Annotated in this window: 17 protein-coding genes, 1 tRNA gene and 1 pseudogene; 13 read left to right on the top strand and 6 right to left on the bottom strand. The window is 71.3% G+C overall.

Going from position 1 to position 22,862, the window contains the following annotated elements; genetic code table 11:
• Positions 1–334: 334 nt before the first annotated feature.
• Positions 335–763 carry a DUF485 domain-containing protein gene (locus tag QQM72_RS39470; protein ID WP_314225639.1) on the top strand — a complete coding sequence of 143 codons (429 nt, stop codon included), beginning with the start codon at positions 335–337 and terminating at the stop codon, positions 761–763.
• A pseudogene (locus tag QQM72_RS39475) lies at positions 760–2,369 on the top strand (sodium/solute symporter). The gene QQM72_RS39470 and the pseudogene QQM72_RS39475 overlap by 4 nt, the downstream one beginning before the upstream one ends.
• 162 nt (positions 2,370–2,531) lie before the next feature.
• Here the strand turns inward: QQM72_RS39475 and QQM72_RS39480 are convergent.
• Positions 2,532–3,122 carry a TetR/AcrR family transcriptional regulator gene (locus tag QQM72_RS39480; protein ID WP_314225640.1) on the bottom strand — a complete coding sequence of 197 codons (591 nt, stop codon included), beginning with the start codon at positions 3,120–3,122 and terminating at the stop codon, positions 2,532–2,534.
• 285 nt (positions 3,123–3,407) lie between these two features.
• Here QQM72_RS39480 and QQM72_RS39485 point away from each other — a divergent pair, with 285 nt between their 5' ends.
• Positions 3,408–4,427 (top strand): aldo/keto reductase, encoded by a 1,020-nt coding sequence (locus QQM72_RS39485; protein ID WP_314225641.1) that lies wholly within the window; start codon positions 3,408–3,410, stop codon positions 4,425–4,427.
• Between the two features lie 47 nt (positions 4,428–4,474).
• Here the strand turns inward: QQM72_RS39485 and QQM72_RS39490 are convergent, their stop codons facing one another.
• The 3 genes from QQM72_RS39490 to QQM72_RS39500 form a co-directional block, all read right to left on the bottom strand.
• Entirely contained in the window at positions 4,475–5,398 is a 924-nt protein-coding gene (locus QQM72_RS39490) for a cellulose-binding protein (RefSeq protein WP_314225642.1), read from the bottom strand.
• Positions 5,399–5,630: 232 nt separating this feature from the next.
• Positions 5,631–8,636: an SUKH-4 family immunity protein gene (locus QQM72_RS39495; protein ID WP_314225651.1), complete on the bottom strand. Its 3,006-nt coding sequence runs from the start codon at positions 8,634–8,636 to the stop codon at positions 5,631–5,633.
• Positions 8,637–8,644: 8 nt separating this feature from the next.
• Positions 8,645–9,673 carry an SMI1/KNR4 family protein gene (locus tag QQM72_RS39500; RefSeq protein ID WP_314225643.1) on the bottom strand — a complete coding sequence of 343 codons (1,029 nt, stop codon included), beginning with the start codon at positions 9,671–9,673 and terminating at the stop codon, positions 8,645–8,647.
• Between the two features lie 307 nt (positions 9,674–9,980).
• Between QQM72_RS39500 and QQM72_RS39505 the strand changes: the two genes are divergently transcribed.
• Positions 9,981–10,568: a YwqJ-related putative deaminase gene (locus tag QQM72_RS39505; protein ID WP_314225644.1), complete on the top strand. Its 588-nt coding sequence runs from the start codon at positions 9,981–9,983 to the stop codon at positions 10,566–10,568.
• 88 nt (positions 10,569–10,656) lie between these two features.
• Positions 10,657–11,151, top strand: coding sequence for an SUKH-3 domain-containing protein (locus QQM72_RS39510; protein ID WP_314225645.1), 495 nt, complete (start codon positions 10,657–10,659; stop codon positions 11,149–11,151).
• Between the two features lie 54 nt (positions 11,152–11,205).
• Here the strand turns inward: QQM72_RS39510 and QQM72_RS39515 are convergent, their stop codons facing one another.
• Positions 11,206–12,492 (bottom strand): sensor histidine kinase, encoded by a 1,287-nt coding sequence (locus tag QQM72_RS39515; protein ID WP_314225646.1) that lies wholly within the window; start codon positions 12,490–12,492, stop codon positions 11,206–11,208.
• A gap of 514 nt (positions 12,493–13,006) precedes the next feature.
• On the opposite strand from QQM72_RS39515, the gene QQM72_RS39520 reads away from it, so the two are divergent.
• The 6 genes from QQM72_RS39520 to QQM72_RS39545 all read left to right on the top strand — a co-directional run bounded on the left by QQM72_RS39520 (position 13,007) and on the right by QQM72_RS39545 (position 17,909).
• Positions 13,007–13,081, top strand: a tRNA-Gln gene (locus tag QQM72_RS39520).
• A 112-nt stretch (positions 13,082–13,193) separates the two neighbouring features.
• Positions 13,194–14,642 (top strand): bifunctional UDP-N-acetylglucosamine diphosphorylase/glucosamine-1-phosphate N-acetyltransferase GlmU, encoded by a 1,449-nt coding sequence (glmU, locus tag QQM72_RS39525; RefSeq protein ID WP_314225647.1) that lies wholly within the window; start codon positions 13,194–13,196, stop codon positions 14,640–14,642.
• Positions 14,643–14,776: 134 nt separating this feature from the next.
• Positions 14,777–15,751, top strand: a complete 975-nt coding sequence (locus QQM72_RS39530; RefSeq protein WP_020128448.1) for a ribose-phosphate diphosphokinase — start codon at positions 14,777–14,779, stop codon at positions 15,749–15,751.
• 177 nt (positions 15,752–15,928) lie between these two features.
• Entirely contained in the window at positions 15,929–16,516 is a 588-nt protein-coding gene (locus tag QQM72_RS39535; RefSeq protein WP_054244131.1) for a 50S ribosomal protein L25/general stress protein Ctc, read from the top strand.
• 70 nt (positions 16,517–16,586) lie between these two features.
• A complete protein-coding gene (pth, locus tag QQM72_RS39540; protein ID WP_314225648.1) occupies positions 16,587–17,189 on the top strand; it encodes an aminoacyl-tRNA hydrolase in 603 nt (200 codons plus the stop codon).
• Between the two features lie 270 nt (positions 17,190–17,459).
• Positions 17,460–17,909, top strand: a complete 450-nt coding sequence (locus QQM72_RS39545; protein ID WP_399080330.1) for a hypothetical protein — start codon at positions 17,460–17,462, stop codon at positions 17,907–17,909.
• A 75-nt stretch (positions 17,910–17,984) separates the two neighbouring features.
• Here QQM72_RS39545 and ppc read toward each other — a convergent pair whose 3' ends face one another.
• The gene (gene ppc, locus QQM72_RS39550; RefSeq protein WP_314225649.1) at positions 17,985–20,726 is read right to left on the bottom strand and encodes a phosphoenolpyruvate carboxylase; all 2,742 of its coding nucleotides are present in this window, start codon (positions 20,724–20,726) and stop codon (positions 17,985–17,987) included.
• A 313-nt stretch (positions 20,727–21,039) separates the two neighbouring features.
• Between ppc and QQM72_RS39555 the strand changes: the two genes are divergently transcribed.
• Positions 21,040–22,053: an acyl-CoA desaturase gene (locus tag QQM72_RS39555; protein WP_314225650.1), complete on the top strand. Its 1,014-nt coding sequence runs from the start codon at positions 21,040–21,042 to the stop codon at positions 22,051–22,053.
• Entirely contained in the window at positions 22,050–22,730 is a 681-nt protein-coding gene (locus QQM72_RS39560) for a TetR/AcrR family transcriptional regulator (protein ID WP_062645257.1), read from the top strand. The genes QQM72_RS39555 and QQM72_RS39560 overlap by 4 nt, the downstream gene beginning before the upstream one ends.
• Positions 22,731–22,862 lie beyond the last annotated feature (132 nt).

Genomic DNA, 22,862 nt, shown 5'->3' on the forward strand with positions numbered 1-22,862 from the left:
ACTTGTTGATGGGCTGCCCGATGCGTTGAGGGACTGACCGATGTATTGAGGGGCTGACCGATGCGTTGAGGAGCTGACCGATCGGTTGGCCGATGGCCCCACCACGCTTCCGTGAGGATGATCGCCACAACGGCCACAGGAGTCACCCACGCGCGGGGTTAACGCGGGTAACACCCCAGGTCAGGCGGCATTTCGCGCAGTAAGCGCATACCGACCACCCAGTTTGGTGAAAACTCTTCGCAGCCGCCGTACTCCCGAGTAACGTGCGTCCCTCGCACCACCCCCACTCCCTGCGGTCCGCCGCCACGGACCCGAGCCACGCAAGGAGCACGGGATGTCACACGACCCGTCACACACCGGCCCGACCTACCCATGGCAGCCGCCACCCCAGCCGCCCGAGCCACCTCGGCGCCGGCCGGCCGACCACGCCCCGATGGGGCGCCACAGCGACCTGCGGGTCCTGCGCGGCGCCTACCGCCGCCAGCGGCGGGTGGCCACACTCACCGCGCTCGGCTACTTCGTCGTCTTCCTGGTGCTGTCGGCGTTCGCGCCGTCCCTGATGACCGGCAGGGTCGCCACCGGCCTCCCCGCGGGCCTGCTGCTCGCCCTGCTGCAACTCCCGGTCACCTGCCTGGCGATCGTCCTGTACGAGCGGACCGCCCGCCGCCATGTGGACCCGCTCGCGGACCGCATCCGCAAACTCTCCGAGATCGACGCGAAGCGGGACGCGCGCGGAACCCGTACCAAGGAGCCCGGACGATGACGGAGTTCAGCGACGACGCCCAGACGATGTCCCTCGTCGCGTTCACCGCGATCGCCACGATCACGCTGCTGCTGTGCGTGATGACCGGCCCCGACCGCGACGACCTCGCCGAGTTCTACACCGGCTACCGCTCCCTCTCCCCGCTGCGCAACGGCCTGGCCATCGCGGGGGACTACATCTCGGCGGCCACCGTCCTGGGCACCGGCGGGGTGATCGCACTGTGCGGCTACGACGGTGTCGTCCTCGCCCTCAGTACGGCACTCTCCCTGATGCTGATGATGTTCCTGCTCGCCGAACCGCTGCGCAACGCGGGCCGGTTCACCATGGGCGACGCGCTGGCCCGCCGCATGCCGGGGCGGGCGGTGCGCATCACGGCATGCGCGGTGACACTCGCCGCGCTGCTGCCGATGATGCTCGTGCAGCTCGCGGGCACCGGTCAGCTGCTCGCCTTCATCCTGGGGTTCTCCGGCGCCTCGGTGAAGACGGGATGCGTCGTCTGCATGGGCGTGCTGATGATCAGCTACGCGGCGATCGGCGGCATGAAGGGCACCGCCCTCATCCAGATGCTGAAGATCGTGATGCTGCTCGGCTCCGGCACGGTCATCGCCGTGCTCGTCCTGTACCGCTTCGACTGGAACCCGGGCACCCTCTTCGACGCGGCGGCCGAGGGCAGCGGGGTCGGCGACGCCTTCCTGCGCTCGGGGCTGGAGTTCGCCGGCGGCCTCTTCCCGCGCCTCGACATGATCACCGCCCAGTTGTCGGTCGTCCTGGGCGGCGCCTGCCTGCCGCACATCACCATGCGCATGTACACCGCGTCCAGCGCCCGTCAGGTGCGCCGGTCGATGTCCTGGGCGGTCTCCGGCGTCGCGCTGTTCGTGCTGATCATGACGGTCGTCGGCTTCGGCGCGACCGCGATCGTCGGCCGCGCGGTGATCGCACAGGCGGACCCGCAGGGCAACACCGCCTACCTGCTGGGCTCCCGGGGCGCCTTCGGCAGCGAGGTGTCCACGGCCGAGACCCTGCTCTTCACGACGGTCACGACGGCGATCTTCCTCACCGTGCTCGCCTCGGTCGCCGGAATGATCCTCGCCTGCGCCAACTCCCTCGCCCACGACGTCTTCGCGGCACGCGACCCGCACATGTCGGCGCGCCGCGAGATGCTCCTGGCCCGGCTGTCCGCGCTGGCCGTGGGCGTCCCGACGATCCTGCTCGCCGCCCAGGTCCAGCACCGCAGCCTCCAGCCCCTGGTCACCCTCTCCTTCTGCCTCGGCGCCTCGGCGCTCGCCCCCGCGCTGGTCTACAGCCTCTTCTGGCGCCGCTACACACGGACGGGTCTCCTCGCCACCCTCATCGGCGGCACCCTGTCCGTCCTGATCCTCATGCCGGGCACCAACCTGGTCTCGGGCTCGCCCGTCTCCGCCTTCCCCGAGGCCGACTTCAACTGGTTCCCCTTCACCACCACGGGCATCGTCACCGTCCCCCTGGGCTTCGCCTTCGGCTGGCTGGGCACGGCGGTCTCGGGGCGCCGCAGGCGGAGGAGCAGCGCCGCCGGTACGAGGCGGTGGAGGGCTGGATCCTGGCGGGCGCGGGACGCAGGGAGGCGTGAGCGCGAGCGGCGCGGACGCCCACCCGCCGACCGCCCCACGCCACCTGCCGCACGCCGGCCGCACGCCGGCCGCCCGGCGACGGCTTGCGGTCAGTCCGGTCAGGCCGGCCAGTACGGTCAATGCCGTCAATGCCGTCAATGCCGTCAATGCCGTCAATGCCGTCAATGCGGACGACGCAGTCCCGCGACGAGTAGTTCCACCAGCCGGGGCGGGTCGTAGCGGGGATCGTTGTCCGCGCCGATGCACAGGTTGCCGACACCGCGCATGACCTCGTAGGCCTGGAGGCCGGGCCGGATCTCACCGGAGGCGGCCGCGGCGTCGAGCAGCCGGCCGCACACGGGCACGAGCCGGTCGAGGAAGTACGCGTGCAGCGTCTCGAAGCCCGCGTTGTCGGACTGGAGCACGGCGGCGAGTCCGTGCTTGGTGACCAGGAAGTCGACGAACAGGTCGATCCATCGCCCCAGGGCGGCGTAAGGGGTCGGGCCTTCCGCCAGCAGGGCCGGACCGGCCTCTGCGCACGCGTCGACCTGGTGCCGGTAGACGGCGATGATGAGGTCCGCCCGCGTCGGGAAGTGGCGGTAGATCGTGGCCGTCCCGACGCCGGCCCGCGCCGCGATGTCGCGCACCGGCGCCTCCACGCCCGCCGTCACGAAGATCGCGGCGGCCGCGTCGAGCAGGGCCTCCTTGTTACGCCGGGCGTCCGCCCGCTGGGGCCGGGCCGTGTGCCCCGCGCCCCGGTCGCCGTCACTCACCGCGCCGCCCTCTCCTCCGCCTGCTTGTTCACTGCCTGCCTACTCACTGCCCGCCGGCTCATTTCCTGCTTGCTCACTGCCCGCGTTCATTTCCCGCTCGCTCACCGCTTGGCTCGCGCTGCGCGGACCTGCCTGCCGTCTCCGCTGTTGCTAAACGGAACGACGTTCCGTATGTTCAAACGGGACACGGTTCCGTTTGCTCATCATGCCAGAGCGGCGCACCCGTGACCAAGCCACGCACGTGTGGCGCCACGACGTCTCATCCTCGAAGAGGAGACAACACTCATGCAGTACCGCACCTTGGGCCGCACCGGTGTGCAGGTCAGCTCCCTCGCGCTCGGCGCGATGAACTTCGGCAGGATGGGGCACACCGGCCAGGACGAGGTCACCGCCCTCGTCGACGCCGCCCTCGAGGCCGGGATCAACCTCATCGACACCGCCGACATGTACAGCGACGGCGAGTCGGAGGAGATGGTCGGCAAGGCCATCGCCGGGCGGCGCGACGACATCGTGCTGGCCACGAAGGCCGGCATGCCCATGGGCGACGAGCGCAACCGGCGGGGCAGCTCCCGCCGCTGGCTCGTCACCGAGCTGGACAACAGCCTGCGCCGTCTCGGCGTCGACCACGTGGACCTCTACCAGATCCACCGTTGGGACCCGAGCACCAGCGACGAGGAGACACTCTCGGCGCTGACCGACCTCCAGCGCGCCGGAAAGATCCGCCACTTCGGCTCCTCGACCTTCCCGGCCTACCGCATCGTGCAGGCCCAGTGGGCCGCCCGCGAGCACCAGCTGAGCCGCTACGTCACCGAGCAGCCCAGCTACTCGATCCTCCAGCGCGGCATCGAGACCCACGTCCTGCCCGTGACCGAGGAGTACGGGCTCGGCGTCCTGGTGTGGAGCCCGCTGGCCTCGGGCTGGCTCACGGGCGCGATCCGCGAGGGCCGGCCGGTCACCACCAGCCGCTCGGCGTTCATGCCGCAACGCTTCGACACCGCCGTCCCCGCCAACCGGGCCCGGCTCGACGCCGTCGAGCAACTGGCCGCGGTCGCCGACGAGGCCGGGCTGACCATGATCCAGCTCGCGCTCGGCTTCGTGACCGCGCATCCCGCCGTGACGAGCGCGCTCATCGGCCCCCGCACACCGGACCATCTGCGCGCGCAGCTCGCCGCCGCGGACACCGTGCTCTCCGCCGATGTGCTCGACGCGATCGACGCCGTCGTCGCACCGGGCACCGACCTCGCCGCGCACGAGAAGTTCGACACCCCGCCCGCGCTCCTCGACCCGTCACTGCGGCGCCGCTGACCACACGGGATCCCGTCAGGCCCTGATCCCGCCAGATCCTGATCCCGTCAGGTCCCGGTCGCGTCAGGCCCCGAGCCCAGCAGGTCCTGGTCGGCCGAGCGGCCGGTGAGGGCGCTCAGGCTGTTGCGTACGTGGTCCATGTGCGCCTGCACGTCGTCCCGGCGTTCGCCGTGCTCCCGCAGCAGCCGCTCCGTCTCGTGGGCGACGCGCTCCTCCCGGGCACGCGCCTCGGCGAGAAGCCCGGCGGCACGCGCGTGTGCCTCCTCCTGACCGAGGCGGGCCGACTCCTCGGCCTCCGCGTACGCCTGCTCGGCCGCGGACAGCGCCGCCTCGGCGCGGGCCACCGCCCGATCGCGCCGCGCGTCGAGGGCGGCGGCACGCTCGGCCTCCTCGCGCTCCGCCGCGGCCCACCGCTCGGCGTGCTCCTTCTCCTGTTCGGCGAGCATGCCTGCGGTGCGCTGCCGCACCTCGCGCAGGGCGCCCAGCGCCTCGCCCCGGTACTCCTTGACCTCGCGCCGGGTGCCGATGCGGAGCTCGTCGGCCTCGGCGCGGGCCGCGAGCAACCGCAGGCGGGCGCACTCCTCGGCCTCCGCGCGCAGCGCGTCCGCCTCCTCCTGCGCCGCGCGGCGGACATCGAGGGCGCACGTCTCGACGTGTGCGAGGTGCTCACGCGCTTCACTGCGCGCGTTGTCGCGGACTGCCGCCGCCTCTTCGAGCCCGAGCTGGAGAATGCGCCGTGCGCGCTCCCCGAGGGAGTCGTACGTCTGCGGCGCGAGCCGGGTCACCACCTCGCGCAGCCGCTCGGCCTCCTCCTCCATCTCCCTGGCGAGCACCGTGAGCCTGGCGGCCCGTTCCCACGCGGCGTCCCGGTCGGCGCAGAGGGCGGCGGTGTACGCCTCGACCTGTTCCGGGCGGTAGCCGCGGCCGCGTACGGTCACGAACCCCGGCGGTGACATCGACGCGCTGCTCATCCTGTAACCCCTCGCCACCCGACGGACACGACATGATGATTTCGCGCATATCTTGATGGATCGGGCGCAAGTGTTCATAACGCGACACTCCGCGTACAGGTCAAGGCCAGCCCCGAACACAAAGGGGCCGGACCCGATCATCCGACCGGGTCCGGCCCCTTCCGTCTGCTCGCCCGCGTACGCGTACGCGTACGCGGTTCCGCGCGCCCCTACGAGGCGCGCGGACCGCTCGTCACAGCAGTCCGTCCCACATCTGCTCCAGCAGCACCGACCACCAGCTCTCCGGCGAACCGAGCGCCGCCGGGTCGAGCGAGGCCAGCTGGGCCTGGAAGTCGACGGTCCAGCGACCCGCCTGCTCCTGGTTCAGACCGAACCGCAGCCGCCACATCCGCCCCAGCAGTGCCAGACAGCGCGCGAACTCCGGCAGCCCGGTGTTCACGAACTGCGGCGGTACGGGCGCACCGCCCGGCCCCGCCTCCACCGGCACGGCGACGATGTTCGCCGTGCCGTACTGCACACAGATCGCCTTGCCGAAGTCACTGCCCATGACGAGGTACGAGCCCGCGTCCGACGCAGGCTGCACGCCCCGTTCGGCCGCCAGCTCCGCCAGCGTCGGCACCGGCCGGCCCGGCTGGGCCTGCGCCCAGAAGAACGGCCCCATGTCGGCCGGCAGACCCGCCACCACCAGGGTGTGCGCCACGACCGGCGGTACGCCCTGCCGGGACACCGCGGCCTGCTCGAAGCGGAACACCGCCGGCCCGAACACCGCCGCCAGCTCCTGCCCGATCGCCTCCGGCGGCAACGGCGGCGCGGCCTGCACCGGCGGCAACGGCGCACGAACGGGCGCCGGACGCGCCGGTCCGTCCGCCACCTGGTGCAACTCGCCCTGGTGCGCCAGCAGCTGCTGCATGCCCTGCTGCCGGCTCGCGTGGTCCGTGCCGTACGGCGCGATGCTCGTGATACGGGCCTGCGGCCACTGCTCCCGCATCATCCGCGCGCAGTAGGCGCCCGGCAGCTCACACGACTCCAGCTCCGTGTGCAGCTCCAGCACCTGGTCCGGCGGCACGTTCATCGCCCGCAGCTCGTGGAAGATCTGCCACTCCGGGTGCGGGGTACCCGGCGCCGAACGCCGGATCAGCTGCTGCTCCGAGCCGTCCTGCGCACGGAAGCGCAGCACGGCCTGATAACCCGGGCCGACCGTCGGCAGCCCCTGCTGCTGCGGATACCCGTACGAGGGCGGCTGCCCCGGCACCGGCCCGCCCGGCGGCATCGGGGGCTGAGGGGCGCCGGGAGCCGTACCGGGAGCGGGAGCCATGCCCGGGGCACCCGGGAAACCGGGCGTCGCAGGTGCGCCGGGAGCGCCCGGGAACCCGGGGCCACCGGGAGCCTGCGGCGGCAAAGGCGCGCCGGGCCCACCCGCCTGGGGCCCGGCCAGCATGGTCTGCGCATGATGAACGACACCGGGCGTACCGGGCGTACCGGGGGCACCCGGGAAGCCAGGAACACCGGGAGCACCCGGAGCGGCCTGCGCGCCGGGGACACCCGGAGCACCTGGGGCACCCGGAGCGCCGGGCGCATGCGGCGCGCCCGGAACACCAGGCGGCTGCGGCGCGCCCGGTCCCATCCGACCGGGATCGGCAAGCATCGTCGCGGCGTGGTGAACGCCACCGGGAGGCGTACCCCCGGGCGGGTTCGGTCCGGTGGGCGCGCTCGGCGCACCGGGCACGCCGGGCACACCAGGCACGCCGGGAGGCTGTGGCGCACCCCCCGCGCCCTGACCGGTACCCGGACCGGCCGGACCCGCAGACCCGTCCGGGCCCAGGGACGACACGAGCTGGGTAGGCACATAGCCGCCCGCCGGGGTACCGGGCGCACCCGGGCCGGAAGGCGGAGGCGGCGGCGTGTTCCCCGGTCGCGCACCCGGCGTTCCCGGCGCACTCGGCGGAGGCGGCGGCTGCGCCCCTCCACCACGCTGACGACGCGGAGGCGGTGCCGCCTTGCTGGTCGCGGCGTCCGCGATGTCACCGGCGTTCGGGGCGAGCGGCCGCGCGGGCGCACCCGGACCGGCCGGAGGCGGCGTACCAGGACCGGCCGCCGAAGACGAGGACGGGGAAGAACCCGGGGAAGAGGACGGAGCCCCGGGGCCACCCGGCGCGCCCGCGCCCGGACCCTGCGGGTAGCCGTACGACGAACCGGCCGGACCGGACGGCGGAGCCGGCGCGGTCGGAGGAGTCGGAGGAGTCGGAGAGCTCGGCGCGTTCCCGGCCGCACCCGCGCCACCCGGCCCCGTGCCGCCCGCCCCCGGAGCGTCGAGCGCGGGGGCGACCGCCGTCCGCGGAAGCCGGCTGCCGCCCGACATCAGCGCCGTCTTGGCGTCCGGCGCGGACGTCGGCGGCGCCGCCTCGTCGTCGGAGCCGCTCAGCGGCGGCGCGAAGACGGTCGCGGGCAGCGACACGGAACGGTCGTCACCGGCATCGGCGTTGGTGTCCGTCCCCGCCCACGGCGTCGCCCCGACGGGAGCGGCGGGCGCCGACGACCCACCGGAACCCGGGCCCGCGGGCACCCCTGCCTGTGTCTCGGGCAGCCGGCTCCCCGGCACCCCGCCCTGGGTCCGGGGGAGCGAGGGATCACCGCCCCCGGGCACCCCGCCCGGCACAGCACCGGCCGAGCCGCCCGAACCGGAGCCCGAACCGGAGCCCGAACCGGACCCCGAACCCGCATCCGAACCCGCGCGTGAGCCGGGCCCCGGCGCCGAAGCAGCCTCGCCGTTCCCGGAACCAGCAGCGGAGCCGTTCCCGGCCGCGGAGCCGTTCCCGGCCGCGGAGCCGTTCCCGGCACCGGCCCCGGCCTCCCGCCGATCCGCGATCCCCAGCTTGTCCGCCGCCTCCTGGAGCCACTCCGGCGGCGACAGCAAGAACGACGTCTGGTTCAGATCCACCCGTGCCGCGGGTGCCGGCACCGCATCGGCGGGGGCGTCCGTACGGCCGTACTCCTCCTCGTACCGGCGGATCACCTCACCCACCGGGACCGAGGGCCACAGCGTGGCCTCCCCGCTGTCCCGGGCGATCACCAGCCGCTGCGCGCCGCCGTCCGAACGCGGTCCCTCCGCGCGGTCCTCGGCCCACACCACGAACCCGAGCTCGAACTCGCGCACCCGCACCTCACGGTGCTGGTACGCCGGCACATCCCCGTTGATCCACTCTTCGGCGCGCTCCTGCGCCTGCGCGAACGTCACCATCGTCCAGCTCACTCCCCCACCGAAGACGCGGCCGCCGCGGGCACCGCACGCGCGAACCCGCCGTCCACCATCAGATTGGCCACCGTCTCCAACTCCGGCGGATTGCCGGCCAGCCTCGACAGGAAGACGTCGAAGTCCTCACCGCACGGCAGCAACAACCGCTCCATGCGCTCCGCGGGCGACCACGCCGGATCGACGTCCCGGATGTCGTCGTACGCGCAGAACCACACCGAACCGGCCCGCTCACCCCGCACCTTCACGGCGAGCAACCCGCCCTGCACGAACGCGACGCCCAGGTAGTCCTTCGTCAGATGGTCACGCAGACACTTGTTCACATACACGAGGTCGTTGACCGCCGCCTCGTCGCGCACGGTGAAGAACGGCTGGTCGATCAGAAGCCCCAGCTCCGCGTCCAGGGCCGCGCCCACCGGCGCACAACCACCGGCCGCCTTCACGAACGACCGGTACGCCCCCGGCAGCCGGTACCCCAGGTCCTCCTCGACCCCCTGGACCTGCTGTTCCGTCACCGCGACACCCGACTTCGGAAGCCCGAAGTGCACCGGCCGCGTCTCCTGAAGGGGCCGCGTCCCGCGCTTCGCCTGGTCCACGACCGCCGACGACACCCCGCCGTGATGCCGCAGCAGCGCCTTCACCTCGACCGGGACCAACTCCAGCCGCCGCGAACCCACGACGTGGTGCCACGTCCAGCCGTGCGGAGTCGCCACGTTCGGCACCGTGTCCCACAGCTCGTGTCCCGACGCCGCCAGCGCCGCGTTCGCCGACACGTAGTCCGTCAACCGCAACTCGTCCACGCCGAAGCCCTCCGGCGGATCCGCGATCTCCGCTGCCGCCCGCGCATACGGCGAGAAGTCGGGGTAGCCCCGCTCGTCCATCCGCACGCCCCTCGGGTGCCGTGCCGCCCGGACCGGATCCGGGAAATGCACGACCTGCCCGGCATAGGCCGCGTTCGGCGGCGCGGCTTGTCCCCCAGCCTGGCGGCTGGGAGGTGCCCCCAGCCCGAGCCGACCTGTCGTCATGGCGGTTGCCCCCTGCGGCACTCTGTACGGCCCGCAGCGGCCGGTTCCGCTTCCGGACCCACCCACCACGCCCCGTATCGACTGTCTCCAACAATCTCCAACGCGCGTCAACCGCGCGCCGACGGTGCCGACAGCCTATGCGGTACGACGACAGTGGTCACCGGCCCTCCGCTTCCGTGACCAGCCGTCACCCCGCCGTGACAGCCCGCCCAAACCCGGGCGTGTCGAACCGCCCCAGCTTCCCCACCCGCCACGCCATTTGGCACTCTGTGACGTCCGGGGGGATGCACGGGAGGGGAAAACGATCATGAACGTGACTCAGGCGGGGTCTCACACCGGCAGGTCGGACGACCTGCACACCGGCAACACGGCCGCCCACGACACCGACCGGACCGGCGCTCCGCACACCGGCCGGAGCGGCGATCCCCGCATCGGCTGGTCCGCCACCGAAACCCCGCACACGCCCGTCCTGCGCCACCGCAGGGACGGCATACTCCCCACCGTCGCCGCCGCCCTCTCCGTCCGCGGCGCCACCCTCACCAGCACCGCCGCCCGCGCCGACCAGCCGCCGCACCTGCACCCACTCGTCCAGGACTTCCTCGACACCCTCACCAGCGCCCAACGCGACCGCTTCACCGGACGCTGCGCCGAGGCACTCCTCATCTCACGGCACCTCACCGCCGCCGACGCCGCCCGCAGCAGACGCGCCGCACGTCGCCCCATGACCAACGGCGAAGCCCGCAAAACCCTCAGACAGGCCAAACTCACCACCCGCCGCATCCGCGAGGACGGCGACCCCCTCCACGGCAGCTTCGCCGCCCCCTGCCGCGCCTGCACCGCGCTCAGCGCCCACTTCGGCGTCCGCATCGTCGACCCGTCGACCGCGGGCGACTGAACCACCCCTCACCGCCACACCCCCCCACGCAGGACGACACGACGGCCCCACCGGGCCACGCACCACCAGCTCGACGAACGAAGGGCAGATGCACCCCGACCGCACCTCCACCACACGCTTCCCCGTCCCCGTCGACGCCGCACTGCGCGCCGCCGGCTGGCAACCCGGACGCTGGGACATCAAGCAGGCCGAGATCTGGGCCGACACCCTGCGCGAACACACCTCACCCGCCGGCCACCGGCACGCCGTCTTCCCCGCCGCCGTCGAGGCCTGGGCCGAATTCGGCGGCCTGACCATCGCCCCCACCGGCCCCGGCCGCCAGGTCGCCCCCACCACCGTCCACCTCGACCCCCTGCACGGCCTCCACCTCGCCCGCACCCTCGCCGACCTCGGCCGCGCCCTCGACACGGACGTCGCACCCCTCGGCACCGAGACCGACACCCAGGGCATCCTCGCCATCGACGCCGAAGGCCGCGTCTACTCCCTCGACCACACCGGCGACTGGTACCTCGGCCCCGACATCGACCAGGCCCTCGGCACCCTCACCACCGGCATCGAACCCGTCCGCCTCACCGCCGGCTGACCGGCCGACGCGGGCACCCGAGAACACCCGAGAACACCCGAGAACACCCGAGGCCTACGACGCCGGAATCACCGCCGACACCCGGAAACCCCCCGCCTCCGTCGGCCCCGACACGAACACCCCACCCAGCGCCATCACCCGCTCCCTCATCCCCACCAACCCGTTGCCCCCCGACGGGAACCCCGCCGACAACGCCGACACCTCCGGCGGCGGCCCGTTCTCCACCTGCATCGCGATCTCCCCCTCCCGATGCGCCAGGCGTACATGCGTCTTGGCGCCCGCCGCATGCTTGTGGACGTTCGTCAGGGCCTCCTGGACCACCCGGTACGCCGTCTGCTCCACCTCCCCCGCATACACCCGCACCTCCCCCTCCACCATCAGCTCCACCACCATCCCCGCGGCCGCCGACTGCCCCACCAGCTCGTCGAGCTCGGACAGACACGGCCCCTCGCCCTCCTCCACCACCACCGCGGCCGCCACCCCCACCGCCAGCACCGGCACCGACGCCGCCCGCTCCCCCGGACCACCGCTGCGCAGCACCCCGAGCATCTCCCGCAACTCGGTCAACGCCTGCCGCCCCATGTCACCCACGAGCGCCGCGTTGCGCACCGCCTTCTCGGGATCCTTGCGCGCGACGGCCTGCAACGCGGCCGCGTGCACGACCATCAGGCTGACGCGGTGCGCGACCACGTCGTGCATCTCCCGCGCGATCCGGGTCCGCTCCTCGCCACGCGCCCACTCCGCCCGCTCCTCCGCCCGCTCCGCGAGCAGCTGCAACTCCCGCTCGAGGCTGTCCGCCCGCTCCCGCAGGCTCTCCATGAGCCGCCGCCGGGCGCCGACATACATCCCGAGCAGCAGCGGCGGGGCGGTGAGCCCCAACGAGGTCGTGATGGCGGCGAACGGGATGAACCAGTCACCGATGGTCAGCCGGCCCTGGTCCATGCTCTGCCGCACCCGCACGAACGTCACGATCAACGTCCCCACCAGCTGCATCCCCGCGAGCGAGGCGATGATCCGGCGGGGCAGCTCGGAGGCGGCGAGGGTGTACAGCCCCACGATGCCCATCAGATAGCCCATCTGGGCCGGGGTGATCGCGATCGACACCAGCACCACCGCGATGGGCCACTTCCGGCGCACCACCAGAACCGACCCGGCCAGCAGTCCGAACACCACCCCCGCCGCCGACGGGATCCCCGCGTCCCGCGCGAACGGGATCCCCTCCACCGCGCACTCCACGGCGGACACGAGCCCCAGGCTCCAGTCGAACGCCGCGCTCCGCCATCTGGTCCACCACCACGGCCCTCCCCGGGCCGCCGTGTCCTCTTCCCCCGTCGTGGTCATGGCTCCAGCCTACGGGCGCGACCCCCGGCTTTTCCGGCGACTTTCCCCGACCGGCCCACACCACACTCCGTAACCGAACAGCATCGAAACCCACCGGTATCCCTCGAACTGCTGAACCACGCCCGTTCGAGCCCGGAACCATGCATTCCGCCCGGACGGTATGCACATGGCACATTCCCCTGGCGAGTACGCGGACTTCGAGACACCTCGGGAGCGGGCGGTCGCACCACCGGCGGTTCCCCGTACGCATCCATGAGTCGGCAGACGCGTCAGGAGCCGAGGCCTACCGGGCAGACCAGGTCGGCATCAAGGCCGACGACCTTCTGAAGACGAGCCCCGAGAGGCACGACCCCAAGACCAATCGCACCAATGTCGGGGCGGGCCACTACGGTTGCCTCCGGATGGCAGTGCTCCAGAGCGCCCACCCACACCGTCGCATCGAGGGCTGGTGGTACGGCATAGTAGGAGGCGCCACTCGACAGTCCCGCCAGATGTCCGGTTCAGTCGAGTTCATTCCCCCGTGGTGTAATTGGCAGCACTGTGGCTTTTGGTGCCATCTGTCCGGGTTCAAGTCCTGGCGGGGGAGCCATACCAGAATCGGGCCCTGACAGCACTGTCAGGGCCCGCTCTCATGTCCCCAAAGAAACGCCCCGGTATCCTTCGGATGTCCCACCCCACTCCACAGCCGAAGGGCAACTTCCGTGAGCGCCATTCGCCCGGCAGCCGTCGTCGTTCTCGCAGCGGGTGAGGGCACCCGTATGAAGTCCGCCATACCGAAGGTCCTGCACGAGATCAGCGGCCGCTCCCTCGTGGGTCATGTGCTGGCCGCGGCCCGTGAGTTGGACCCCGAGAACCTGGTCGTCGTCGTCGGACACGCACGGGAGAAGGTCACGGCGCATCTCGCCGAGGTCGACGCCGGTGTACGCACCGCCGTGCAGGAGGAGCAGAACGGCACCGGGCACGCCGTCCGGATGGGGCTCGAGCAGCTCGGTGACGGCGTCGACGGCACGGTGGTCGTCGTCTGCGGCGACACCCCGCTGCTCACCGGCGCGACCCTCGCGGAGCTCGCCGCCACCCACCACGCGGACGGGAACGCCGTCACCGTCCTCACCGCCGAGGTGCCGGACGCGACGGGCTACGGGCGGATCGTCCGGGACGGCGCCTCGGGTACCGTCACCGCGATCGTCGAGCACAAGGACGCCAACGACGCGGTGCGCGCGATCCGTGAGATCAACTCCGGGGTCTTCGCGTTCGACGGGCAGCTGCTGGCCGACGCGCTCAAGAAGGTCCGCACGGACAACAGCCAGGGCGAGGAGTACCTGACCGACGTCCTCGGGATCCTGCGGGAGGCCGGTCACCGGGTCGGCGCGTCCGTCGCCGCCGATCACCGGGAGATCGCCGGCATCAACAACCGGGTGCAGCTCAGCGAGGCCCGCCGCATCCTCAACGACCGGCTGCTGACCGCCGCGATGCTGTCCGGCGTGACCGTGGTCGACCCGGCGACGACCTGGATCGACGTCACCGTCACCTTCGAGCGGGACGCCGTCGTCCTTCCCGGTACGCAGCTGCACGGCAGCACGCACATCGGTGAGGGCGCGGAGGTCGGCCCCAACAGCCGGCTGAAGGACACCCACGTCGGCGCGGGGGCCCGGGTCGACAACACCGTGTCCGACGGCGCCCGCATCGGTCCGCAGGCGTCCGTCGGGCCGTTCGCGTACCTGCGTCCCGGCACCCGTCTCGGGGCGAAGGGCAAGATCGGCACGTACGTCGAGACCAAGAACGCCGCCATCGGCGAGGGGACGAAGATCCCGCACCTGTCCTACGTCGGTGACGCGACGATCGGTGAGTACAGCAACATCGGCGCGGCGAGCGTGTTCGTGAACTACGACGGGCAGGACAAGCACCACACCACCGTCGGGTCGCATTGCCGTACGGGTTCGGACAACATGTTTGTGGCTCCTGTCACGGTCGGGGACGGCTCGTACACCGCCGCCGGGTCCGTGATCACGAAGGACGTGCCGCCCGGTTCGCTGGCCGTGGCCCGTGGTCAGCAGCGGAATATCGAGGGTTGGGTGGCCCGCAAGCGTCCGGGCAGCGCGGCGGCGAAGGCGGCCGAGACGGCCTCCCGTCAGGCGGAAAGCGAAAGCTGACCGGAAACAGGCACGTCGGACACGGCGTACCGTGATAAGTGCACACCCGCACCCCACCAGCTGAGACGGCCCCGTCGCGCCCAGCGGCGAGGTTTCTCGACACCCAGCTGAGACACCTCTGAGGAGACAGTGCTGTGACCGGGATCAAGACGACCGGCGAGAAGAAGATGATGTTCTTCTCCGGCCGCGCCCACCCCGAGCTTGCCGAGGAGGTCGCCCACCAGCTGGGTGTCGGGGTCGTCCCGACGAAGGCCTTCGATTTCGCCAACGGCGAGATCTACGTCCGCTACCAGGAGTCGGCGCGAGGTGCGGACTGCTTCCTGATCCAGAGCCACACCGCTCCGATCAACAAGTGGATCATGGAACAGCTGATCATGATCGACGCGTTGAAGCGCGCGTCGGCCCGCTCGATCACCGTCATCGTGCCGTTCTACGGCTATGCCCGGCAGGACAAGAAGCACCGCGGGCGTGAGCCGATCTCGGCCCGTCTGATCGCCGACATGATGAAGACGGCGGGTGCGCACCGGATCCTGACGGTGGATCTGCACACGGACCAGATCCAGGGCTTCTTCGACGGCCCGGTGGACCATCTCTTCGCGCTGCCGCTGCTCGCCGACTACGTGGGCAGCAAGGTGGACCGCGACAAGCTCACGGTCGTGTCGCCGGACGCGGGCCGGGTGCGGGTGGCCGACCGCTGGTGCGACCGGCTCGGCGCGCCGCTGGCGATCGTGCACAAGCGGCGTGACAAGGACGTGGCGAACCAGGTGACGGTCCACGAGGTCGTGGGCGAGGTCAAGGGCCGGGTCTGTGTGCTCGTCGACGACATGATCGACACGGGTGGCACGATCTGCGCCGCCGCGGACGCGTTGTTCGCGCACGGCGCCGAGGACGTCATCGTGACGGCGACGCACGGTGTGCTGTCGGGTCCGGCGGCCGACCGTCTCAAGAACTCGAAGGTCAGCGAGTTCATCTTCACCAACACCCTGCCGACGCCGGGTGAGCTGGAGGTGGACAAGATCACGGTGCTGTCGATCGCGCCGACGATCGCGAACGCGGTGCGCGAGGTGTTCGAGGACGGTTCGGTGACGAGCCTCTTCGACGAGCAGTGACGGTCCTCGTCTAGATCGATTTCCTGTACGGCCTTCCCGCTGCGTAAACTGCCACAGTTGCTCGGCGAGGGAGGCCGTACACGTCTGTGTGCGGCGGTCCGTTATCGACGCGCTCTTCGTAGCAGGCCGATGGTTTGGCCGGGTGACCAACTTTCCCCCGTTCTACGAGGAGTGAACATGGCCGAGGTCAAGCTCGCAGCCGAGACCCGCACCGAGTTCGGCAAGGGCGCCGCCCGCCGTATCCGCCGTGACAGCAAGGTTCCCGCCGTGGTCTACGGCCACGGTGCCGACCCCGTGCACATCACGCTGCCGGGCCACGAGCTCCAGCTCGCGCTGCGCACCCCGAACGTCCTGCTCAGCCTCGAGATCGACGGCAAGACCCAGCTGGCCATCCCGAAGGCCGTGCAGCGTGACGCGATCAAGGGCTTCCTGGACCACGTCGACCTGCTCCTCGTGAAGCGTGGCGAGAAGGTCAACGTCGAGGTCTACGTGCACACCGAGGGCGAGCTGGCCCCGGGTGCCTATCTGCTCGAGCACGTGCTGAGCACGCTGAACGTCGAGGCCGAGGCCACCCACATCCCGGAGTCGGTCACCGTCTCCATCGCGGGCCTGGAGGCCGGCGCGGCGATCCTCGCCAAGGACATCCCGCTGCCCAAGGGCACCACGCTGGCCACCGACGAGGACGCGGTCGTCCTCCAGGTCCTGGCCGCCCAGGCGGAGGAGGCCCCGGCGGAGTCCGCCGAGGCCGAGGGCACCGAGGCCTGATTTCCCGGCACCTCATCCCGTCGGCCGCCGCTTCCTCCGGGGAGCGGCGGCCTGCGCGTATCAAGGAGACATGGACGTGACGACCGACGCCAATGCCCCCTGGCTGATCGTGGGTCTCGGCAATCCCGGCCCCGAGTACGCCATGAACCGCCACAACGTCGGTTTCATGGTGGCGGATCTGCTGGCCGAGCGGGTCGGGGGAAGGTTCAAGCGGGCGGGCAAGGCGCAGGCCCAGGTCGTCGAGGGCCGGCTGGGTCCGCCGGGTGCGGGGAGCCGGCGGGTGGTGCTGGCGAAGCCGATGTCGTTCATGAACGTGTCGGGCGGGCCGGTGAACGCGCTGCGGGACTTCTACAAGGTGCCGGTGGCGAACATCGTGGCGGTGCACGACGAGCTGGACATCGACTACGGCGTGCTGCGGCTGAAGCTCGGTGGTGGGGACAACGGGCACAACGGTCTGAAGTCGATGACGAAGGTGATGGGCCCGGACTACCACCGGGTGCGGTTCGGGATCGGGCGGCCGCCGGGGCGGATGCAGGTGGCGGACTTCGTGCTGAAGGACTTCTCCTCGGCCGAGCGCAAGGAGCTGGACTACTTCGTGGACCGTGCGGCTGATGCGGCGGCGGCCCTGGTGCTGGAGGGTCTGGAGCGGGCGCAAAGCACCTACAACTCCTGACTTGTCACCCCCGCAGGTTGACGGGCCGTTCAGGCATGGCCAATGATCCCGGCCATGCCTGCCACAGCAGCCTCGTCCCACCGCCGTCGGGGTCACTCCCGTAAGGGCTCGGCCAAGAGCCCGGCCGGAGGCGCGGCCCCGGCCAAAGGCTCGCGCTCCGGCTCCGGCTCCGGCTCGGCCAAGGGATCGGAATCGGCCAAGGGGGCTGCCGGGGGCGCGGCCAGTGGATCCAGGGGATCCAGACCGGCCAGGAGCCCGGCTTCGGAGACCGTGTTGCGGTTCGGGCGGCTCGTGGCGATGGGCGCGGTCGCCGTGCTCATCCTGCTGGCGGGGGTGTGGGGCTCCTGGGGGTCCGCGCAGCACGTGATGCTGACGAAGGGCCGGGAGCAGGGCACGGTCGAGGTGACGCGGTGCGGCGACGACACGTGTGCGGGGCCGTACACGCCGCTGTCCGCCGGGTCGACGGCACGCGCGCGCGTGGAGATCGAGAAGTCGGTGGCGGTGCGCAAGGGCGGGATCTACACCGTGGTGATCAAGCCGGGCAGTGACGAGGTGGTGCGGTCCGGTCCGGCCGGGGTCCTGTACGCGTGGGTGCCGCTGGGTGGGGCGCTGCTGCTGGCGTCGGTGGTGGTCGCGGGCGGTCTGGGGCGGGTGCGGGTCGGCTGGGCGCTGGCGGGGTCGGGCGTCGCGTTGCTGACGGCGGCTTTCCTCGCGGTGTGAGCGTGTGAGCGTGTGAAAGAGGGTGCCCCCGGGTTCGTACGGACCCGGGGGCACCCTCTTGTGCGCGGAGCGGGGTCAGCCGGTGTTGCGCAGGCCGGCGGCGACGCCGTTGACGGTGAGGAGGAGGGCGCGGGCGAGGAGGGGGTCGGGCTCCGCTCCCGCGGCCGCGGCGTCGCGCTGCCGCTTGAGCAGGGTGACCTGGAGGTAGGAGATCGGGTCGAGGTAGGCGTCGCGGATGGTGAACGTCTGCTTGAGCACGGGGGTGGCGTCGAGCAGTTCCGGTTCGCCGGTGATCTTCAGTACCTCGGCGACGGTCAGGGCGTGTTCGGCCTTGATCCGGTCGAAGACGTGCTTGAGGTCGTCGGGGACGAGGGTGTCGACGTAGTGCTGGGCGATGCGCAGGTCGGTCTTCGCGAGGGTCATCTCGACGTTGGAGATGAAGTTCCGGAAGAAGTGCCACTGGTCGCGCATCTCGTCCAGGACGGTGTCGAGGCCTGCTTCGCGCAGCGCCTTGAGGCCGGAGCCGACGCCGTACCAGCCGGGGACGATCTGACGGGACTGGGTCCAGCCGAAGACCCACGGGATGGCGCGCAGGCCGTCGAGCGAGACGCCGGAGCCGGGGCGGCGGGAGGGCCGGGAGCCCAGGTGCAGGTCGGCGAGCTGGTCCACCGGCGTCGACGCGAGGAAGTACGTCGGCAGGTCCGGGTCCTCGACGAGGGTGCGGTAGGCGTCGTGGGCGGCGTCGGAGACGACGTCCATGGCAGCGTCCCAGCGGGCGAGTGCCTCGTCGGACTGGCGGGGCGCGGTGTGCAGGGCGGAGGCCTGGAGCGTGGCCGCGACCGTCAGTTCCAGGTTCTCCCTGGCCAGAGAGGGGATGAGGTACTTGTCGGAGATGACCTCGCCCTGTTCGGTGACCTTGATCTCGCCCTCCAGGGTGCCCCAGGGCTGGGCGAGGATGGCGTCGTGGGAGGGGCCGCCGCCGCGGCCGACGGTGCCGCCGCGGCCGTGGAACAGCCGCAGCCGGACGCCGTAGCGGTGGGCGACGTCACGCAGTCGGCGCTGGGCGCGGTGGATCTCCCACTGGCTGGTGGTGATGCCGCCGAACTTGGAGGAGTCCGAGTAGCCGAGCATGACCTCCTGGACGTCTCCGCGCAGCGCGACCAGGCGCCGGTAGGAGGGGTCGGAGAGCATGTCCTCGAGGATGGTGTCGGCGGCCTTCAGCTCGTCCGTGGTCTCCAGGAGCGGCACGATGCCGATCTTCGCCCAGCCGGCGTGCAGGTCGACGAGTCCGGCCTCGCGGGCCAGGACCGCCGCCGCGAACACGTCGTCGGCGCCCTGGCACATGGAGATGATGTACGACTCGATGACCTCGGGCCCGAAGACGGCGAGGGCCCGCTTGACGGTCTGGAAGACCCCGAGGGTCTTCTCGCCGGCGGCGTCGACGGGGGCCGGGCTGGGGGCGAGCGGCCGGCGGGAGCGCAGTTCCTTGGCGAGGAGCTTCGTGCGGTACTCGCGGGGCATGTCGGCGTAGCGCCAGGACTCCTCGCCGAGGCGGTCGAAGAGCTGACCGAGGGCGTGGTGGTGGGCGTCGGCGTGCTCGCGGACGTCCATGGTGGCGAGCTGGAGGCCGAACGCGGCGAGGGTGCGGATGGTGCGGTTCATCCGGCCGTCGGCGAACAGGCCGCCGCGGTGCTCGCGCAGGGACGTCTGGATGAGGGTGAGGTCCGCGAGGAGCTCGCTGGTGCCGAGGTAGTCGCGCCCGCTCTCGTGCGGGATGCCCTTGGCGAGGCGCTGCTTGGTGTTCTCGAGCTTCTGCCGGATGCAGGTGGCCTTGAGGCGGTAGGGCTCTTCGGCGTTGAGGCGCTTGTAGCGGGGGCTGATCTCGGGCAGCCGTTCGAGGTCGGCCTTCAGCGACTCCAGGAGTTCCTCGGTGGCGCCGGTGTAGCGGATGGAGTTGGAGAGGAAGCCGCGGAGTTCGTCGATCATCTCCAGGGCGTCGTTGATGCCGTGTTCGTGCTGGAGGATGAGGACGTCCCAGGTCACCTGGGGGGTGACGTTGGGGTTGCCGTCGCGGTCGCCGCCGATCCAGGTGCCGAAGGTGAGCGGGCGGGTGTTCTCGGGGAGCTTGACGCCGACCCGCTCCAGTTCGGCGGTGAGGTCCTCCAGGACGTCGCCGACGGCGCCCGCGTGGAGTTCGTCGAGGTAGTAGATGGCGTTGCGGGCCTCGTCGGCGGGCTCGGGGCGTACCACCCGGAGCTCGTCGGTCTGCCAGACGAGGTCGATGTTCTCGGCCAGGCGGGTGTCGTAGCGGCGGCGGTCGGCCTCGATGACCGGGGTCTCCAGGAGCGCGGCGATGCGCCGGAGCTTGTTGAGTACCGACCGGCGCGCGGCTTCGGTGGGGTGCGCCGTGAACACGGGGCGGACGTTGAGGTGGCGGACCGTCTGCCGGACGTGTTCGGGGTCGACGTCCTTGAGGCGGTCGGCGGTGCGGGCGAGGAGGCCGCCCTCGGCGGCGCGGCGCTCGCGCAGTTCGCGGCCGCGGTGGACCTGTTCGGTGACGTTGGCGAGGTGGAAGTAGGTGGAGAAGGCGCGGACCAGCTTGGCCGCGGTCTCCAGTTCGATGCCACGCAGCAGTTCGGCGGCGGCTTCGCCGTCCTCGCGGGTCAGGCGGCGGACCTTCTCGACCAGGTCGAGGAGCTCCGGGCCCTCCTGCCGTACGAGGGTCTCGCCGAGCAGGTCACCCAGTCGGCGGATGTCGGCGCGCAGCTCGGTGCTGGTCGTTGTGGTGACCTGGCCAAGGTCGTCGGCACTGCTCACAGGTGCGGCTCCTTGCAGTGTTGAAGCTCGTCCGGGAGGGAACCCGTACTCCGGCCCCGCGGCGGGCGTCGCATAGGGGCCGGACATCCGGGAAGAAAACAGAGCGGACCGCGCTGTCCGACTGTCTCCAAGGATAGGTGTCCGCGGGGACGCGCAGGTTGGCGGGCTCTTGCCGCCGGGCAGGGCGCTGCCATACTTACGATGCCGTAGGTTACGGAACCGTAGGGAGCGTGGCTTTGGTTCGCTGTGCGACCTTCCGCGGTGTGCGGAACGACGGCATCTCCCTCAATCCAAGACCCCCCAGGGGACGCGCATGACCACAGGCAGCTCCAACGTGATCGATGACCCTTCGAAAGCGCCCGACGGTACCTCCACGCCCTCCGCCACGCTCGGTGGCGAGCAGAAGCGTTCGATCGAGCAGATCATGCTGCTGATCTTCATCGTCGTCCCGTTCCTGGCGGTGCTGGCGGCGGTGCCGCTGGCGTGGGGCTGGGGGGTGAGCTGGCTGGACCTCGGTCTGCTGGTCTTCATGTACTTCCTCGGCTGCCACGGCATCACGATCGGTTTCCACCGCTACTTCACGCACGGCTCGTTCAAGGCCAAGCGGCCGCTGAGGATCGCGTTGGCGATCATGGGGTCGATGGCGGTGGAGGGTCCGCTCGTGCGCTGGGTGGCCGATCACCGCAAGCACCACAAGTTCTCCGACGCGGACGGCGACCCGCATTCACCGTGGCGGTTCGGCGAGACGCTCCCGGCCCTGATGAAGGGCCTGTGGTGGGCACACATCGCCTGGATGTTCGACGAGGAGCAGACCTCGCAGGAGAAGTACGCGCCGGATCTGATCAAGGACCCGGCGATCCGCGCGGTGTCCCGGCAGTTCGTCTACTGGACGATCCTGTCGCTGGCGCTGCCGCCGCTGGTGGGCGGGCTGGTGACGATGTCCTGGTGGGGCGCGTTCACGGCGTTCTTCTGGGGCTCGCTGGTGCGGGTGGCCATGCTGCACCACGTGACGTGGTCGATCAACTCGATCTGCCACGCGGTGGGCAAGCGTCCCTTCAAGTCACGGGACCGTTCCGGCAACGTCTGGTGGCTGGCGATCCTGTCCTGCGGCGAGTCCTGGCACAACCTGCACCACGCGGAGCCGACATCGGCGCGGCACGGCGTGATGCGGGGCCAGCTGGACTCCTCGGCCCGGTTCATCCGCTGGTTCGAGATGCTCGGGTGGGCCTACGACGTGCGCTGGCCGTCACGCTCGCGTATCGATTCGCGCCGTAACACCGGTGAGGACGGCTCCCGACGGGGGAAGGTCACCGCCGAGACGGCATGATTGACGGCGTGGCGACCGATCCCAGCAGCACCCCCAGCAACGAAGCGAAGCCGCGGCGCGCCCGGCGCACCCGTATGACGGGTGCGGAAAGGCGCCAGCAGCTGCTCGAGATCGGTCGCACCCTGTTCGCGGCGAAGGGTTTCGAGGGCACCTCGGTGGAGGAGATCGCGGCGAAGGCCGGGGTCTCCAAGCCGGTGGTGTACGAGCACTTCGGCGGCAAGGAGGGGCTCTACGCGGTCGTGGTGGACCGGGAGATGCGCCGGCTGCTGGACATGGTCACGTCGTCGCTGACGGCGGGCCACCCCCGCGAGCTCCTCGAACAGGCGGCGTTCGCGCTCCTCGACTACATCGAGGAGTACACGGACGGTTTCCGGATCCTGGTCCGGGACTCCCCCATCCCGCAGTCGACCGGGTCGTTCGCGTCCCTGATCTCCGACATCGCCACCCAGGTGGAGGACATCCTGGGCCGCGAGTTCAAGAGCCGCGGCTTCGACCCGAAACTGGCCCCGCTGTACGCCCAGGCCCTGGTCGGCATGGTCGCCCTGACCGGCCAGTGGTGGCTGGACGTGCGCCGCCCGAAGAAGGCGGAGGTGGCGGCCCACCTGGTGAACCTGTCCTGGCACGGATTGGACGGGCTCGAGGCGAAGCCGCACCTGATAGGACGCCGGAAGGCCTGACGGGACGCCGTACCCACGCATGTACGGGACGCCGTCCGCGCATACGGACGGGGCGCCGTACAGATGCGGACATGGCACATACATACATGCGGGCGGGGGCCCCCCCGTCGGGGGGGGGGGCCCCCCCCCCCG

The sequence above is a fragment of the Streptomyces zaehneri genome (assembly GCF_032248645.1).
GTDB lineage: Bacteria > Actinomycetota > Actinomycetes > Streptomycetales > Streptomycetaceae > Streptomyces > Streptomyces coriariae.

Bases quoted from the DNA above. Each gene is read 5' to 3' on its own strand.
- QQM72_RS39560 (WP_062645257.1), top strand. From the start codon at position 22,050: ATGATTGACGGCGTGGCGACCGATCCCAGCAGCACCCCCAGCAACGAA.
- QQM72_RS39535 (WP_054244131.1), top strand. From the start codon at position 15,929: ATGGCCGAGGTCAAGCTCGCAGCCGAGACCCGCACCGAGTTCGGCAAG.
- QQM72_RS39515 (WP_314225646.1), bottom strand. From the start codon at position 12,492: ATGACCACGACGGGGGAAGAGGACACGGCGGCCCGGGGAGGGCCGTGG.
- QQM72_RS39505 (WP_314225644.1), top strand. From the start codon at position 9,981: ATGAACGTGACTCAGGCGGGGTCTCACACCGGCAGGTCGGACGACCTG.
- QQM72_RS39485 (WP_314225641.1), top strand. From the start codon at position 3,408: ATGCAGTACCGCACCTTGGGCCGCACCGGTGTGCAGGTCAGCTCCCTC.
- QQM72_RS39490 (WP_314225642.1), bottom strand. From the start codon at position 5,398: ATGAGCAGCGCGTCGATGTCACCGCCGGGGTTCGTGACCGTACGCGGC.
- QQM72_RS39500 (WP_314225643.1), bottom strand. From the start codon at position 9,673: ATGACGACAGGTCGGCTCGGGCTGGGGGCACCTCCCAGCCGCCAGGCT.
- QQM72_RS39555 (WP_314225650.1), top strand. From the start codon at position 21,040: ATGACCACAGGCAGCTCCAACGTGATCGATGACCCTTCGAAAGCGCCC.
- pth (WP_314225648.1), top strand. From the start codon at position 16,587: ATGGACGTGACGACCGACGCCAATGCCCCCTGGCTGATCGTGGGTCTC.
- QQM72_RS39510 (WP_314225645.1), top strand. From the start codon at position 10,657: ATGCACCCCGACCGCACCTCCACCACACGCTTCCCCGTCCCCGTCGAC.
- QQM72_RS39495 (WP_314225651.1), bottom strand. From the start codon at position 8,636: ATGGTGACGTTCGCGCAGGCGCAGGAGCGCGCCGAAGAGTGGATCAAC.
- QQM72_RS39470 (WP_314225639.1), top strand. From the start codon at position 335: ATGTCACACGACCCGTCACACACCGGCCCGACCTACCCATGGCAGCCG.